The sequence below is a fragment of the Rahnella sp. CFA14(1/10) genome (genome assembly GCF_004195095.1).
Lineage (GTDB): Bacteria > Pseudomonadota > Gammaproteobacteria > Enterobacterales > Enterobacteriaceae > Rahnella > Rahnella perminowiae.
Genome location: NZ_SEWS01000010.1, coordinates 113,792 through 129,457, shown reverse-complemented (window position 1 = coordinate 129,457; position 15,666 = coordinate 113,792). Strand labels below are relative to the sequence as shown.

Annotated in this window: 12 protein-coding genes; 5 read left to right on the top strand and 7 right to left on the bottom strand. The window is 52.6% G+C overall.

Annotated elements, in window-relative coordinates:
• Positions 1-33 precede the first annotated feature (33 nt).
• The 7 genes from yhdP to csrD form a co-directional block, all read right to left on the bottom strand.
• Positions 34-3,861: an AsmA2 domain-containing protein YhdP gene (gene yhdP / locus EVX52_RS19785; protein WP_129991970.1), complete on the bottom strand. Its 3,828-nt coding sequence runs from the start codon at positions 3,859-3,861 to the stop codon at positions 34-36.
• A gap of 98 nt (positions 3,862-3,959) precedes the next feature.
• The gene (gene rng / locus EVX52_RS19780; protein WP_013577287.1) at positions 3,960-5,429 is read right to left on the bottom strand and encodes a ribonuclease G; all 1,470 of its coding nucleotides are present in this window, start codon (positions 5,427-5,429) and stop codon (positions 3,960-3,962) included.
• A complete protein-coding gene (locus tag EVX52_RS19775) occupies positions 5,419-6,012 on the bottom strand; it encodes a nucleoside triphosphate pyrophosphatase (RefSeq protein WP_129991969.1) in 594 nt (197 codons plus the stop codon). The genes rng and EVX52_RS19775 overlap by 11 nt, the downstream gene beginning before the upstream one ends.
• A 7-nt stretch (positions 6,013-6,019) precedes the next feature.
• The gene (mreD, locus tag EVX52_RS19770) at positions 6,020-6,508 is read right to left on the bottom strand and encodes a rod shape-determining protein MreD (protein WP_129954757.1); all 489 of its coding nucleotides are present in this window, start codon (positions 6,506-6,508) and stop codon (positions 6,020-6,022) included.
• On the bottom strand, positions 6,505-7,512 hold the full coding sequence (gene mreC, locus EVX52_RS19765) for a rod shape-determining protein MreC (RefSeq protein ID WP_129954758.1): 1,008 nt from the start codon (positions 7,510-7,512) through the stop codon (positions 6,505-6,507). The genes mreD and mreC overlap by 4 nt, the downstream gene beginning before the upstream one ends.
• 254 nt (positions 7,513-7,766) lie before the next feature.
• Complete coding sequence (gene mreB / locus EVX52_RS19760) at positions 7,767-8,810, bottom strand: rod shape-determining protein MreB (RefSeq protein ID WP_013577291.1); 1,044 nt, start codon at positions 8,808-8,810, stop codon at positions 7,767-7,769.
• A gap of 355 nt (positions 8,811-9,165) precedes the next feature.
• Positions 9,166-11,100: an RNase E specificity factor CsrD gene (gene csrD / locus EVX52_RS19755; protein WP_129991968.1), complete on the bottom strand. Its 1,935-nt coding sequence runs from the start codon at positions 11,098-11,100 to the stop codon at positions 9,166-9,168.
• Positions 11,101-11,419: 319 nt separating this feature from the next.
• Here csrD and msrP point away from each other — a divergent pair, with 319 nt between their 5' ends.
• The 5 genes from msrP (at position 11,420) to accC (ending at position 15,594) form a co-directional block, all read left to right on the top strand.
• A complete protein-coding gene (gene msrP, locus EVX52_RS19750; protein WP_129991967.1) occupies positions 11,420-12,421 on the top strand; it encodes a protein-methionine-sulfoxide reductase catalytic subunit MsrP in 1,002 nt (333 codons plus the stop codon).
• 18 nt (positions 12,422-12,439) lie between these two features.
• Entirely contained in the window at positions 12,440-13,042 is a 603-nt protein-coding gene (gene msrQ, locus EVX52_RS19745) for a protein-methionine-sulfoxide reductase heme-binding subunit MsrQ (RefSeq protein WP_129991966.1), read from the top strand.
• Positions 13,043-13,283: 241 nt separating this feature from the next.
• The gene (gene aroQ / locus EVX52_RS19740) at positions 13,284-13,736 is read left to right on the top strand and encodes a type II 3-dehydroquinate dehydratase (RefSeq protein WP_095924388.1); all 453 of its coding nucleotides are present in this window, start codon (positions 13,284-13,286) and stop codon (positions 13,734-13,736) included.
• Between the two features lie 32 nt (positions 13,737-13,768).
• Positions 13,769-14,233 carry an acetyl-CoA carboxylase biotin carboxyl carrier protein gene (accB, locus tag EVX52_RS19735; RefSeq protein WP_013577296.1) on the top strand — a complete coding sequence of 155 codons (465 nt, stop codon included), beginning with the start codon at positions 13,769-13,771 and terminating at the stop codon, positions 14,231-14,233.
• 11 nt (positions 14,234-14,244) lie between these two features.
• Entirely contained in the window at positions 14,245-15,594 is a 1,350-nt protein-coding gene (gene accC / locus EVX52_RS19730; RefSeq protein WP_129954762.1) for an acetyl-CoA carboxylase biotin carboxylase subunit, read from the top strand.
• Positions 15,595-15,666 lie beyond the last annotated feature (72 nt).

Sequence of the window (15,666 nt, the reverse complement as noted above, 5' to 3'; positions counted from 1 at the left end):
GAAAGAGGTTTCCTGCCACCTTCACCCGAAGCATTACTGCGCAGCGGCCACTTTTGGATGTTCAACGGGTTTACGCAGAATTTCGTTAATACGAGGTTCGGCGATGGTGCCGTCAATCTGATAGCGGATAAGCGAGATTTTATTCCACAACGGTGCCAGCACTTTACTGGCAGCGAAAACGGCAACCCCGACCACCGGATTGATAACAAATGCCGTCGCGACGCCCACTGTGGCGGAAATTTCCGGCGCAATGACCGCTTCGAGATCCAGTTGCTGATTGACGAAATTGACTTTCCCGGTGATAGCGATATCCGCTTCCAGACCATCAATCAGCAGGTCATCGGTATGAAGTACGCCGTCTTTAATCCAGGCGGTGGATTTGATCGAGTCAAAATAGAAGCCCTGACCAAAGGTATCGCTGAAATCGAGACGCAGTTTGCGCAGCAACGCATCGAAGCTGATCAGACGCAGTAACTGTCCGGCGCGACCCGCGCCGATATCCGCAATTTCGCCTTTACCCAGCGTGTTTTTCAACGTGCCGTTCAGTGTGCTGACATCAGGTTTCCACGGCACCGATTTCCAGTGCAGATCAAAGTTAATATCAAACGGCGCACCTTTCAGGGGGGTGGTCACACCAAAGAATGACATTGCCTGCTCAATATTTTTACCGGTCAGTTTGCCTTTGAGACCGGTGTTCTCGCCCTGCCCGTTCTGCGTCCAGTCGCCCTGCACATCAAGCCGCGCGACGCCGGTATCAATCAGACCGTTACGCAACATCAGCTGATCGCCCTGTGGTGTCAGGTCAGCATTCACCTTGCGGAAATTCTGACCGAGGAACCAACAGGCTTCGCAACGCAGCTGTAATGACGGCCAGCTGGCAAACGAAATCTTATTGGTAGCAAACGGATTACCGCCCGGCTGTGCGCTGCCGGCCACATCTTCCGGCGTCCATTGCGGATTGAAATAAACATATTTCAGCTTTGCCAGCCACGGACCGTTGTCATTCATATTCAGCCTGCCATCGATTTCCTTACCTTTGGCGCTGACTTCCATGCCCTGATGCCCCTGAACCGAGGTGAGAATCAGATCGTTCCAGACCTGCCCGCCTAGCGTAAGCGCAGGTGTTGTCAGGATGATCTGGTGCGGGAAGCTGAAACCCGCCAGTTTAGTATTGGTATCCTGCGTCGCTTTATCCGGCGACAGCAAACCCAGCCAGCTTTCACCGTCAAGCGCGGGCAGATGAAGTGTCAGGCTGCTGTCATCCGGCAAGGGGGGTGTCTTTTTACTGTTTTCCTGCCAGGAGGCGCGATCCAGTTGGAGTTGTTTGCCCAGCAGCCAGCGGCTGTTGAACTGGTCTTTACCCGCCAGCACCCCTTGCAGATTAAAGCTGTGAAGGTCACCTTTAACGTTCACTACCAGCGGCATCGCATGCCCGGCTTTCTTATCCAGGGGATCGGGTAAGTGACTGCTCACATCTTTCAGATCGGCGTTCACATTGACGGTGTACGTCGGCGTACCTTTATGCGGCAGCGTGATATTAACATCGCCTTTCCACGGCGTTCCGCCAGAGATTTTACTGGCCGCCGCCGCAGGCAAGCCGGGGATTTTGGACAACTGCCAGTTCGCATCCAGCCCGACCTGTACGTTGAAATTATCTTGCAGTTCCTGCGTGCTGAACATCACGTTGACCGGTTGACCGAACCAGTTACCGGTGAGCCGGTTACTTTGCAGATTGCCGTTGTCATAACTGAACTGGCCGCTGAGCTGGCTGATTTTGCTGTTCAGCGGTTTGATAAACAAGCTGTTGTTATTGAGCGTGACGCCACCGGATGCGTGCACCACTTCGCCATCCAGTGGAATATCAAGATGTAAGCGACCATTCACTTCGCCGCCAATCTGCAATTCCTGTAACGCCGAACCCAGCGAATCATGCAACGGCGTATCCATGAAATAGTCGCCGATATCTTTACCCTGCCCGCGAAGGTCAGCATCAATAAACAGTTTTTCTTTCAGGTAGTCAGGGATATTGGCAACGACGTTATTACCGTCAACGTTGCCCAGTTTGGTGTGCGCGGCTTTCATAAAGAGGCCGTCATTAAGGAAATCAAGATCGATATCCAGATCGGTCAGCGCTGGCCAACCAGGCTGGAATTCAAAGGTCGAGTGGCGTAGCGGAACCCAGACCTCAAACTGCCCTTCGTTCTTTTTGAACGGGAAATGTTGAGGATTGCCGTTAAAAGTCAGCGTGGCGTTATCCACCTGACCAGCCCGGATCGCATCGCTCAGATAATTCACCAGATGTTTACCCATCAGCGGCTCAGGGAAGTAGCGCCAGGCCTGACCGGCGTCATATAAGCGAATACCGGCCAGAATATTCAGCCACGGCTCGCCTTCGGCAGGCTGGTTGTAGCGGAAATCGCCTTTCGCCCACAGTGCGCTCGCTTTGACATCCACGTCTTTACCCGACAACGACCAGCCTTCTTTACCGTTGGTCCAGTTAAAGGTTCCGGTCGCTGTGCTGACGTCCAGCGGTGCACGGAACATTTCGCCGAACGGCAGCAGACTGTCTTGTAATTTCACCGTCATCTGCCCGTCCGCGACGCTGCCTTTCAGACCACCGCTGAAATGGTTAACGCCTGGCAACAGTTCCCAACGCTGCCAGCTGACATCGCGCCAGTTCACATCAAAACGGGTCTGTTCCGGCTGCTTAAGCGGAATATCCAGCGCGAGGCGAGCCACATTACCGGCAGGTTTTAAATCCTGCCAACGCTCCAGCAAGGCCGGGGTCAGAAATGAGAAAGTCGGGATCACCGGTCCTAAGCGTTCGAGTTGCAGATTTGTGCCGCGGATACGCAATTCTTCGCCCTGCGAGGGGCCGAGGAAATTATTATTTTCGGGCAGATAAAGCGCTTCAAGACGCCCTTTTGGCCACGCCACGCCGTCAGTTTTCAGATTCAGTTGCTGCGTACCCATCTGCCAGCCGTTACCCTGGCGGCTGCCGTGCAAAGTCAGGTTATCAACATCGAGGCGGTGCGCATCGTCACCGTTTTTCCAGGTGGCAGAGCCATTTTTCAACAGCGCGTCACCGGCATAAACATCGCCATTACGTACGGTCAGCCAGGCGGCCAGACTGAAGTTAGCACTTTCCAGCCCCGTATTGTTGCGCAACCACCGACTGAACCACGGTTTCATGTCGATATCGTCGGCCTGAAGATAAATTTTACCGTTATTGAGCAGACCGTTGGTATCGTTCAGATCCATACGCAACTGCACAATGCCATGCTGCCCGTTAAAGCTCGACAGGCTAAGCTGCCCTTCGGCGCGATGGCGGTTGTGACTGTTCAGCCAGGTCAGCTGAGGAATATCAAATTCTGCACGCGGGCCGGAAGGCGTCAGGAAGGAAATGCGGCTGTTGCGCAGATCGAAATGGTCGACCTGTCTGAGGAAGATATCACTGACTCGGTTTGGCTGGATGCCATTGCCTTTGTTGTTAGCGCCCCCCAGCGTGCTGTTTAAATCCAGCTGTAAATTGTAGAAAGTGAGGTCGCGGAACTGCCAGCGGAAATGCAGCAAGGATTGCCAGACGTCCAGCGCCAGCGTAATGCGCTGAACCTGCCACGTTGAGTCCGGCAAGGTGACCTGAAGGCCACGGATCTCCATGATCGGACCAAAGGTTTTCCAGCTGGCGCTCACTTGCGATAATTCGATCGGTACGCCCGTGACCGCCTCAACTTTCCCGACCAGTTGATCCTGAAAACGGGTCAGTTGAGGCAATGCCAGCCGTAAGCCACTGATCACCAAAGCCACTATCACGACAAGGGTTGCGCTGGTGGTTAATAAAATACCGGGCAGTCGCCTCAAACCTCTCTCCTTGTTTTCCATTCCATGCTGGCTTTCACCTGCACAGACGGCAATGGAAACCTTTAACTTCTTGATGCTTCAGACGATTAGCCATCGGATCACATCATGACGACATCGAACTGTTCCTGACTGTAGAGCGGCTCAATCTGCACTTTCACCTGCTTGCCGACGAAGATTTCCACCTCGGCCAGTGCATGGGATTCTTCCCCCTTGAGCGCTTCCCCTACTGCGGCAGACGCGTAAACCAGGAAGCGATCGGAATCGTAGGCATGATGCACACGTACGATTTCACGCAGAATTTCATAACAGACAGTTTCAACAGTTTTCACCGTGCCGCGGGCATGGCAGGTCGGACAATCGCTGCACAGCACATGTTCGACGCTTTCGCGGGTACGTTTACGGGTCATCTCCACCAAACCGAGCGCGGAGAAACCGTGAATACCGGTTTTCACGCGGTCTTTAGACAGCGCCTGCTCAAGGCTGTGCAGCACACGGCGACGATGATCTTCATTGGACATATCAATAAAGTCGATAATGATAATGCCGCCAAGATTGCGCAAACGCAGCTGACGGGCAATGGCCTGCGTCGCTTCGGTGTTAGTGTTAAATATCGTGTCTTCCAGATTACGATGACCGACAAACGCCCCCGTGTTGATATCCACAGTGGTCATGGCTTCGGTCTGATCAATAATCAGATAGCCACCGGACTTGAGTTCCACCTTACGCTCAAGCGCACGCTGGATTTCGTTCTCCACATCGAACAAGTCGAAAATGGGTTGCTTACCGCTGTAATGCTCCAGTTTACTGGTCATTTCCGGCATGTATTCGCTGGTGAATTCGACCAGCAATTCATACGTCAGGCGGGAGTCTACACGGATGCGGTCCAGTGCCTCACCGGCAAAATCACGCAACACGCGGTGCGCCAGCGCCAGTTCTCCATACAGCTTGCACTTGGTTTTATTGCGACGCTTGCGTTCCATTACCTTGGTCCACAGACGTTTCAGGTAGGCCGCATCTTGTTTGAGTTCTTCTTCGCCCACGCCTTCGGCTGCAGTACGAATAATATAGCCGCCGTGCTCATCACAATATTCCGAGACAATACGTTTGAGACGGTCGCGCTCGGCTTCACTTTCAATACGCTGCGAAACGCCAACATGGGACGCGCCGGGCATGAATACCAGATAGCGGGAAGGCAAAGTAATGTCTGTCGTCAGGCGTGCGCCCTTGGTGCCAAGCGGATCTTTTACCACCTGCACCATCAGATCCTGGCCCTGATGAACCAGCTCAGCGATGTCACGCACATGGAAATTTTTCTGCTCGTCACGCGCCACACATTCAGTATGCGGCATAATGTCTGACGCATGTAAAAAGGCGGCCTTTTCAAGACCGATATCAACAAATGCCGCCTGCATACCTGGCAGAACACGACTGATACGCCCTTTATAAATATTGCCGGCAATCCCGCGCTTGGTCTCGCGCTCAATATGGATTTCCTGCAGAATGCCACCGTCAATGTAAGCCACGCGGGTTTCAGACGGGGTGACATTGACCAGTAATTCAGCTGTCATGTTTTCTCCTAAGCTCGCGTAAGGCAGAAAATTCATTCAGCAGTTCCTGGGTTTCCACCAGAGGAAGCCCCACAACTGCATAGTAACTGCCGCGAATTTCACGGACGAAACAACCGCCCTTTCCCTGAATACCATAAGCGCCCGCTTTATCCATGGGCTCACCGCTCAGAATATAATGTGCAATATCGTCGGAGGATAGTGAACGGAAGGTGACATCGGTCACAACCACCGTATTGAGGCAATCCCGACTGTCGGCAAACGCAATGGCGGTCATCACCTGATGTTGTTTTCCGGACAATGCGTTAAGCATAATAGCGGCCTGGGCTTCGTCACGTGGTTTTTCCAGGACGTTACCATCAAGGACCACAATCGTATCTGCGCCAAGCACCGGCAAATCTTCTGCCGCGACCGCCACACCGGCCTGCGCTTTATCTTTCGCCAGTCGTAAAACATAATCTTGCGGGGCTTCGCCAGGCTGACGCTCTTCTGCAACGTCAGTCATCAGACGCTCAAAAGGCAGTTCCAGCAGGGCCAGTAATTCACGGCGACGTGGTGATCCGGAAGCCAGATAAAGTGCGGTCATAACATCCTCATTGCACAGCAAACTGACGACGGATTTTACGCATCAGCAGGAACAGCCATGGCCACAGCACACCGTCGACCACACTGCTCCAGAAAACTTCAGGCCGGAATGACACGTTGACGACCAGGAATTCCCCCCAGAACACCATGACATCCACAGCCAGTGAAAGCACCATGACAATCAGCGCTTGTTGCCACAGCGCCAGGTTACGGAATAGCTGGAATTTGAACGCGACCAGGTAGGCGGTAATGGCAAAGGCCAGTGCGCGAATACCCAGCGTCGATCCCAGGATCAAATCCATGATAAAGCCGACAACAAAACCGGTACCCACGTTGACGCGATGCGGTAATGCCATCACCCAGTAAATCAGGATCAGCAACAGCCACGACGGCCTGAACATATAGATCTGTTCAGGCCATGGCATCACCTGCAATAGCATGGCTATTAAGAAGGATAGCCAAATAATCCAGCGTCCGTGGCTCCGGTAGCTGTTCATTCTGCCGCTCCCTGAACAGCAGACGTACTGGCAGGCGCAGTGACTGTTCCGGTTGCCGGTGGAGGAACAGGTGCCGGCGGCCCCATATCTCCCGGAGGCGGCAATACTTGCGGCATCATTTGCATCAGGCGCTCATTGGCAACGCGATGCACTTCATCCGGCGGTAAAGGGTGCTCGCCATTGCGGTCAGACCCCCACAACAATAGCAGGTAACGCAAACGTTGCAGACCGGCGGTCGGACGTGCCTGTATCACGGTATAGGCACGCTGATTATCGACCTTAACCGAAGATACCACGCCGACCGGATAACCTTCAGGGAAACGCCCCCCCAGACCGGACGTCACCAGCACATCACCGACACGAATATCGGTATTGCTTGGCAGATGCTCAAGTTGCAAGTCATCAGCACAACCGCTACCGGCAGCGATAACGCGGATATCATTACGCAGTACCTGAATCGGCAACGCATGTGAAGCATCACAAATCAGCAGTACACGGCTGGTCAGTGCGGCAACAGCAACAACCTGGCCGACGACGCCTTTATCACTGATAACAGGTTGCCCGATATACACACCGTTGTTGCTACCTTTATCGATGACGATCTGATCGCTGTAAGGATCATTGCTGGTGGAGAGCACCTGCGTCACCATTTTATGCTCGTCCTGACGCAACGGTGATCCCAGCAACTCGCGCAAACGGGCATTTTCTTGTTTGTATTGGCCAAGCAACATCAGGTCGCTGTTTTTCAGCAACAATTCCTGACGCAAAGCGCGGTTTTCAAGTTCCAGCTGACCACGGGTGGCAAAAGTAGAGGAAACCTGATCTAAGAATTCACGCGGGGCATTGGACAAAAAATAGAAGGGACTGACGGCCGTATCCATATAGGTGCGGATTTTAACAAACGTACCTATTTTACTGTCGGCAACAATCAGGACAATGGCCGTGAGAATAGCCAAAAAAAGTCGCAGTTGCAGGGAAGGCCCCCTGCTAAAAATTGGCTTCATAAAATATGCGAGTTCCTCGGCAACAGAAGATTTCAGCCAGTCGAAGTAAAGACTTCCCCTGACAGAAAGGCGGCAATCTCATGGGATAGCCAAAACACTGGCAGAGCTTTATCGCTCAGCCAGTGTTTGCGCGGATCCACATTGAACACTGCACACTTCACGTTGCAGGTTTTACCTGACGGACAACCACCTTCCCGGGCAGACTATTCTTGTTTGCAACAAGACTTGCTTAAATCAGCCAGTCTTGGCTGAGATTACTCTTCGCTGAATAAGTCGCCGCCGTGCATGTCGATCATTTCTAATGCTTTACCACCGCCACGGGCGACGCAGGTCAGTGGATCTTCTGCGACAACAACAGGGATACCTGTTTCTTCCATCAGCAGACGATCAAGGTTACGCAGTAATGCGCCACCGCCGGTCAGCACCATGCCGCGCTCGGAGATGTCGGAAGCCAGTTCTGGCGGACATTGTTCCAGCGCAACCATTACCGCGCTGACGATACCGGTCAGCGGCTCTTGTAAGGCTTCCAGAATTTCGTTGGAGTTCAGCGTGAAACCACGTGGAACACCCTCAGCCAGGTTACGGCCGCGCACTTCGATTTCATGCACTTCATCACCTGGATAGGCAGAACCGATGCTGTGCTTGATACGCTCAGCCGTTGCTTCACCGATCAGTGAACCGTAATTACGGCGTACGTAATTAATGATAGCTTCGTCGAAACGATCGCCGCCGATACGCACAGAAGAGGAATACACCACGCCGTTCAGGGAGATGACGGCAACTTCTGTGGTACCACCACCGATATCCACCACCATTGAACCGGTCGCTTCAGATACCGGCAGGCCGGCACCAATTGCCGCCGCCATCGGCTCTTCAATCAGGAACACTTCACGCGCGCCTGCACCTTGTGCAGATTCACGGATAGCACGGCGTTCAACCTGAGTTGCACCCACTGGTACACACACCAGCACGCGCGGGCTTGGGCGCATGAAACTGTTGCTGTGAACTTGCTTGATGAAGTGTTGCAGCATTTTCTCCGTCACGAAGAAGTCAGCGATAACGCCGTCTTTCATTGGACGAATAGCGGCGATATTGCCAGGAGTACGACCCAGCATCTGTTTTGCGTCGTGACCAACAGCAGCAACGCTTTTAGGTGAACCAGCACGATCCTGACGAATAGCCACAACGGATGGCTCATTCAGCACGATGCCTTGTCCTTTTACATAAATGAGGGTATTGGCGGTACCCAGGTCGATGGACAAGTCGTTGGAAAACATGCCACGAAATTTCTTAAACATAACGAAGGGATAATCCTGCTAGCTGGGGGCGGAAAATAAAATCCGCCTACTTTACCAACCACGCGAAGCAGCGACAAGGCGCAAAAACGTCCTGCTTCCGTGAAAATTGTCCGCGATGTCGCCATTCACTTGCTGTGACTTTTTGAGGCTGATGGCACTGCGAAATAATTCTGTCTCGCAGGCTCGGTTTACCTCGGGCAGGCACCCAGGCGAAGTAGCAACACCGCACATAAATTCTTACACTTTTACCAACATCTTCCCTCCATCTGCGGCCTGAGCACAAGCACCGGCTAGCAGACAAGGGCGTAGGTCAAAAGCTGGCTCATTCTACGTTAAATAATGCATTAACGGTCACTTAAACATCGCGGTTGTGTGAATATTTTTTACCGACCGGTTCAACAGGCTCCGGACCGGCAAAAAAATCCCCCTGCCCGCCGTGGATCCCGCTTTTCAGCAGGACAGCCCATTCCTCTTTTGTCCGCACGCCGGAGGCAAATACCCGCGCCTGAGTCCCTTCGCATGCACTGAGTAAGCTTTGTACAAAGAGCTGATTTTCAACCCTTTTATCAATGTCACGCACTAATCCAGGATGAAGCTTGACTCTTTCCACGGGAAAAGTTTTCAGATAAGAGGTACTGACCACCGTCAGTCCGGCCTGGGAAACAGCCAGACGACAGCCTAAACCCTGTAATAATCTGATCGAAGGACGTAGCCGGTCGGTATGTTGACAGAGATCGGCCTCAGCAAGTTCAATCAAAATTCGATTTCGTTGCGATCTTTCGCACTGCAGCAAGGTATCGCGCAGCCAGCGCACAAATGAGCGCTGCAATAATGAATCAACCGTCAGGTGAAATGCTAACGTTTCGTCCGGCCAACGGTTAAGTAACGGAATAATCTGACTTAACATCACCCGGTCAAAGCTTTGCGAGAGTCCGAACTGCACCACCAGCGGAATAAACTCCGCCGCCAGCAATTCCTGCTCACCATCGAAGACCCGGCGCTGTAATTCACGGTGATCGGGTTTGTTGTCCCGGGTGAACGCGGGTTTCTGATAAAGACGCGGGCCGCCGCGCGCCAGTGTATTTTCAAGCAGTGTCCGCCAGCGCACACTGCCACGGCCTTTTTCCGGCACATTTTTATCGTAAATAAACCAGCTGTTACTTCCCTGGAACGCCGCATGCCGCGTCGCCTGCTCAGCCATATCCATCACCTGATCCGGTGTCTGGCCGAAACGGTAAGCACTGATGCCGATATACATCAGCGCGTCACGGTCAATCAGCGACGAGGTCGGCAGAACGCCAAGCGCATTGACGAGCTGGGAGGCCATCACTTCCGCTTCCTTTAAGGTACGGTGTGGCAACAGCACGGCAAAATCACTGTGGAAATAACGTGCCAGCAGCGCATCGACATGACGCATCACGAATGTCGATAACAGATTCACCATCGCCGAACGCAGTTCTTCGACCACGGCCTGACCGTGCGTTTCGCGCATAGTGTCGAAATCTGGCAAGCGCAATAACATCAGCACACCGTGCGCCCCCTTTTCTTCCAGTTGTGTCGCAAGCTGATTGTCAAAGAACAGGCGGTTACTGAGGCCGGTTTGCGCATCCTGCTGAGCATAAGCGCGGATCAGGGTATCCACGCGGCTGCGCTGCTCGCGTGCTTCATTCAGATCCGTCAGCAGACGATCTATTGCGCTGCTGGCAGCATGCGGCCATTCGCCCATATCACCGGACAATCCTTCACGTTCGCCGCGTAATATTCTGACCGCGCGGTCTTCCAGTTTTTCCACGCCGTCCGTTTCCTGACGTAACCAGCGAAAACTCAGCAGCAGCATAGCCAGCATGAGCAGAATGGCGATCCCAATCGTGAATGTAGAACGCAGGGAGCGGATATAGCTGCTGACAGGATCAACATAGGAAATATGCAGCGACATGGCGTGATTTTGCATCAGCGGGATAATGGCAGTGTCATATTCCGGCATCACGCTGTCCCACGAGCGATGCACATCCGGACGCTCATGGTATTCAAAAACAGTGGTGTCATTAAGTTTGACTTCGATATCAGTCACATCGAGCATGCGCATAGCCTGTGGCATCCAGCGCTGGGCTTCTGCGGGAGTGTGCGTCAGCAACGCCTGATCATAGGTTGTGGCAAGCGCCTGAAGGTGTTGCTCAGTGTCTTGTTTATTCAGATAGATAAAGCTGAAAGTGACGCCAAGCAACATCAGTAACATTGCCAGCGCGACTAACATCGTCATCAGTGCCGATAGTCTGGTAGTAAATCGCATCCCTGTGCCTTACTCGCTACGGTGAGGAGGAAACAAACCCTTTCTCTGAGCCTGCTACGAAAAAACGCCGCTACTATAAAACAGAAAAACGCGATGAAAGGAGAAATTTACCAAAGAGTCGTTTGTATACATTCATAGCATAGCAATACAAAAACCAATCAATTCGGAATTCTTATATAAACAGTAAACGCTGACTCAATATCTGCCGGCAGGATGCGATTTTTTAGCGCGATATCTCGCAAAGCCGCCGTTTTCACGCCATGCTCTGTCTATAACCATAAAAAAATGAATCGCAACAATGAGAATGCCGGAGAATGCCATGTTCACACCCCGCAAACTGACCGAAGCAGACGTCACACCCGAAAGTATTTTTTATGACCGACGCAAAGTTTTGCAGGCGCTGGGGATCAGTGCCGCGGCACTCGCAGTCCCTCAAAACGCACGTGCGGATATCCTTTCCTGGTTCAAAGGTCATGACCGCCCGGCCGCCCCAGCCGGTAAACCGCTGGATTTCACCAAGCCTGCCGCTTATCAAAATGACCTGACACTCACCCCCGAGGACAAAGTTTCCGGCTACAACAACTTCTATGAGTTCGGGCTGGATAAAGCCGATCCTGCCGCCAATGCCGGGCAACTGATCACGTCACCGTGGACGTTAAAAATAGAAGGCGAAGTCGCTAAACCGATCACGCTGGATATGGATGACATCATGAAGCGTTTCCCGCTCGAGCAGCGTATCTACCGGATGCGTTGTGTTGAAGCCTGGTCGATGGTGGTGCCGTGGGTGGGTTTCCAGCTGAGTGAAATTCTCAAACTGGCAGAGCCGACCAGCAAAGCGCGTTATGTCGCCTTTACTACCTTATATGATCCGGAACATATGCCAGGGCAGAAAGACCGTTTTATCGGCGGCGGGCTGAATTATCCCTATGTTGAAGGGCTGCGTATAGATGAAGCGATGAATCCGCTGGCGATGCTGACCGTGGGTGTTTATGGCAAAGCACTGCCGCCACAAAACGGCGCACCCATCCGTCTGACCATTCCATGGAAGTACGGCTTCAAGGGGATTAAATCCATCGTGAACATCAAATTTACTCAGGATGAACCGCCGACCACCTGGAACCAGATTGCCTCCAACGAATACGGATTTTATGCCAACGTGAACCCGCATGTGGATCACCCGCGCTGGTCGCAGGCGACGGAACGTTTTATCGGTTCCGGCGGGTTGCTGGACGTTCAGCGCCAGCCGACGTTGCTGTTCAATGGCTATGCCGATCAGGTGGCGTCGCTGTATCACGGTATGGATTTGCGTAAGTTCTATTAAGGAAGAGGACGTTCAGCTATGCGTCGTTTAAGCCCTGCCAGTATTACCGGATTGAAAGTCATTATTTATCTTGCTGCCATTCTGCCCTTTCTCTGGCTCCTGCTGTCCATCAACCAGGGCTGGTTCAGCGCCGATCCGGCAAAAGATATTCAGCATTTTACCGGTAGGATGACTCTGAAATTTTTGCTGGTGACACTGCTGGTGACGCCTGTCGCGCGCTATGGCAAACAACCATTGCTGATCCGCACCCGTCGTTTGCTGGGATTATGGTGTTTCGCGTGGGGAACCCTGCATCTTCTGAGCTATTCATTCCTCGAACTGGGGATTAACAATATCCGCCTGCTGGGCAGCGAGCTGATTTCCCGCCCGTACCTCACACTGGGTATCATCTGCTGGATCCTCCTGCTGGCGCTGGCCTGTACGTCGACACTGTGGGCCCAGCGTAAAATGGGCGCTGGCTGGCAAAAGCTACATAATCTCATCTATCTGATCGCCATACTGGCGCCGATCCATTACCTTTGGTCAGTCAAAGTGTTGTCACCACAACCGATCATCTATGCAACACTTGCCGCCATCGTGCTGGCCTTGCGCTATAAAAAATTCCGTCAGTGGCTGCGATAAACCGGGGAAAGCGCGTAGGCACAGCCTCTCAGAATTTCGCCAATTGCGCGCACATTCACCCGTCGAGGGTTGATTATCTTCGCTGATAAGACCAGTATTTAGCTGCGAATTGCCACGATATCATTATAATGCCCGACCTCATGCCGAAGATACGGGCTGATTTGCCGCGAAAAAGGTGACAAACCGGTGACATCAGGGTATTTTCTACAATCTTTGTCTAATTGCCGGAGATAGGCTCACAATGGCGCATAAGTTTGACATTTTGCTACTGAACGGACCTAACCTGAATTTGTTAGGGACCCGTGAGCCTGAAACGTACGGACACACCACGCTCAACGATATTGTTAAAGGTTTGGAAGTTCAGGCTGCTGCTGCCGGTGTGGCACTGAGCCATCTGCAATCCAACGCAGAACATGTCCTGATTGAACGTATTCATCAGGCACGCGGAAACGTCGATTTTATCTTGATCAATCCCGCGGCCTTTACCCATACCAGCGTGGCGCTGCGCGATGCATTACTGGGGGTATCGATTCCGTTTATCGAGATCCATCTGTCGAATGTACATGCCCGTGAGGCGTTCCGGCACCATTCCTATCTTTCCGACATCGCAGTGGGCGTTATTTGCGGACTTGGCGCAGATGGCTACCACTTTGCATTACAGGCAGCGGTTAACCGCTTGTCAAAAACCCACTAATTTCTACGCAAAAAGAGTCCGGAATCACACCCATGGATATTCGTAAAATTAAAAAACTGATCGAACTGGTTGAAGAATCAGGCATTTCTGAACTGGAAATTTCTGAAGGCGAAGAGTCAGTTCGTATCAGCCGTGCTGCACCTGCGCAGGCTTATCCTATGATGCAACAGGCTTATGCCATGCCTGTACAACAACAGCCAGGCCTGGCTGCTGCGGTTGCCCCTGCGGCTGCACCAGCAGAAGCGGCTCCGGCAGCAATCAGTGGCCATATCGTTCGCTCACCGATGGTAGGGACGTTCTACCGTACGCCAAGCCCGGACGCTAAAGCCTTCATCGAAGTGGGTCAGAAAGTGAACGCGGGTGATACCTTGTGTATCGTTGAAGCGATGAAAATGATGAACCAAATCGAAGCAGACAAATCCGGTGTTGTTAAAGCAATTCTGGTAGAAAGCGGCCAACCGGTTGAATTCGACGAGCCGCTGGTCGTCATCGAATAACGAGGCGTACCATGGTAGATAAAATTGTTATCGCGAACCGCGGCGAAATCGCCCTGCGTATTTTGCGTGCCTGTAAAGAAATGGGCATCAAAACCGTTGCTGTGCACTCCACCGCTGACCGTGACCTGAAACATGTGCTGCTGGCAGACGAAACCGTCTGTATCGGCCCTGCAGCTTCAGTAAAAAGCTATCTGAACATCCCTGCCATTATCGCGGCGGCGGAAATCACTGGCGCGGTGGCTATCCACCCGGGCTACGGTTTCCTGTCCGAGAATGCCGATTTTGCAGAGCAGGTTGAGCGTTCTGGTTTTATTTTCATCGGCCCGAAAGCTGAAACTATCCGCCTGATGGGTGACAAAGTTTCTGCGATCCATGCGATGAAAGCAGCCGGCGTACCTTGTGTACCAGGCTCTGACGGCCCGCTGGGCGATGATATGGACCAAAACCGTGCCTTCGCAAAACGCATCGGCTATCCGGTCATCATCAAAGCGTCTGGCGGCGGCGGTGGTCGTGGTATGCGTGTTGTCCGCAGCGACAAAGACCTCGAGCAATCCATCTCCATGACCCGTGCGGAAGCCAAAGCGGCTTTCAACAATGACATGGTTTACATGGAAAAATACCTGGAAAACCCACGTCACGTGGAAATTCAGGTACTGGCTGATGGTCAGGGCAACGCCGTTTATCTGGCTGAACGTGACTGCTCCATGCAGCGTCGTCACCAGAAAGTCGTCGAAGAAGCGCCAGCACCAGGCATTACGGAAGATCTTCGTCGTTTCATCGGCGAACGTTGCGCCAAAGCCTGTGTGGATATTGGCTACCGTGGCGCAGGTACTTTCGAATTCCTGTACGAAAACGGCGAGTTCTTCTTCATCGAAATGAACACCCGTATCCAGGTTGAGCATCCGGTTACCGAGATGATCACCGGTGTGGATTTGATCAAAGAACAGCTGCGTATTGCATCCGGCCAGCCGCTGTCGATCAAACAAAGCGAAGTGAAGGTCAAAGGCCATGCGGTGGAATGCCGTATTAACGCGGAAGACCCTAATACCTTCCTGCCAAGCCCGGGCAAAATCACCCGCTTCCACGCACCTGGCGGCTTCGGTGTTCGTTGGGAATCCCATATTTACGCAGGCTACACTGTGCCTCCGTACTACGATTCCATGATCGGTAAACTGATCACTTACGGCGAAACCCGTGAAGTGGCCATTGCCCGCATGAAAAATGCACTGGCAGAGCTGATCATCGACGGCATCAAAACCAACATTGAACTGCAAATGCGCATTATGGACGACGAGAATTTCCAGCATGGTGGCACCAACATCCACTATCTTGAGAAAAAACTCGGTTTGCAGGAAAAATAAAAAGACCGTACCGTTGCGTACTCTCTTATCAAGGCCGGATATTCCGGCCTTTTTTACGTTTTGAGGGGAGAC

Excerpts from the sequence above, each read along its gene's own strand:
- rng (WP_013577287.1), bottom strand. The coding sequence starts at position 5,429 with ATGACAGCTGAATTACTGGTCAATGTCACCCCGTCTGAAACCCGCGTG.
- EVX52_RS19775 (WP_129991969.1), bottom strand. The coding sequence starts at position 6,012 with ATGACCGCACTTTATCTGGCTTCCGGATCACCACGTCGCCGTGAATTA.
- mreD (WP_129954757.1), bottom strand. The coding sequence starts at position 6,508 with ATGAACAGCTACCGGAGCCACGGACGCTGGATTATTTGGCTATCCTTC.
- mreC (WP_129954758.1), bottom strand. The coding sequence starts at position 7,512 with ATGAAGCCAATTTTTAGCAGGGGGCCTTCCCTGCAACTGCGACTTTTT.
- mreB (WP_013577291.1), bottom strand. The coding sequence starts at position 8,810 with ATGTTTAAGAAATTTCGTGGCATGTTTTCCAACGACTTGTCCATCGAC.
- csrD (WP_129991968.1), bottom strand. The coding sequence starts at position 11,100 with ATGCGATTTACTACCAGACTATCGGCACTGATGACGATGTTAGTCGCG.
- msrP (WP_129991967.1), top strand. The coding sequence starts at position 11,420 with ATGTTCACACCCCGCAAACTGACCGAAGCAGACGTCACACCCGAAAGT.
- msrQ (WP_129991966.1), top strand. The coding sequence starts at position 12,440 with ATGCGTCGTTTAAGCCCTGCCAGTATTACCGGATTGAAAGTCATTATT.
- aroQ (WP_095924388.1), top strand. The coding sequence starts at position 13,284 with ATGGCGCATAAGTTTGACATTTTGCTACTGAACGGACCTAACCTGAAT.
- accB (WP_013577296.1), top strand. The coding sequence starts at position 13,769 with ATGGATATTCGTAAAATTAAAAAACTGATCGAACTGGTTGAAGAATCA.
- accC (WP_129954762.1), top strand. The coding sequence starts at position 14,245 with ATGGTAGATAAAATTGTTATCGCGAACCGCGGCGAAATCGCCCTGCGT.